The sequence below is a fragment of the Planococcus sp. RAB007_Raresut genome (assembly GCF_057369535.1).
Map to the genome: position 1 here is coordinate 1 of NZ_JBXYIF010000241.1, position 243 is coordinate 243.

The 243-nt window shown below is 49.4% G+C and carries 1 pseudogene; it reads right to left on the bottom strand.

Features of this window, described 5'->3' with window-relative positions:
• Positions 1-243 (bottom strand): annotated as a pseudogene (locus tag AC2Q9J_RS18410) (elongation factor P); the annotation flags it as partial.

The following is a 243-nucleotide window of genomic DNA, read 5'->3' on the forward strand; positions in this document are numbered from 1 at the left end:
GTACGTGTATCGACTGTCACTTTTTCACCTGGTTCGATGAAAAGTGGCACTTGAATGACGTGTCCTGTTTCCACTGTCGCGTTTTTCTTCACGTTCGAGGCCGTGTCACCTTTTACGCCCGGGTCTGCTTCGACGATCGTCAAGACAACGCTCGTTGGAAGCTCGATTCCAAGAATCTCCCCTTCGTAGTCCGCGATGCTGACTTCCATGTTCTCAAGCAAATATGGAAGTGCTGATTTGACT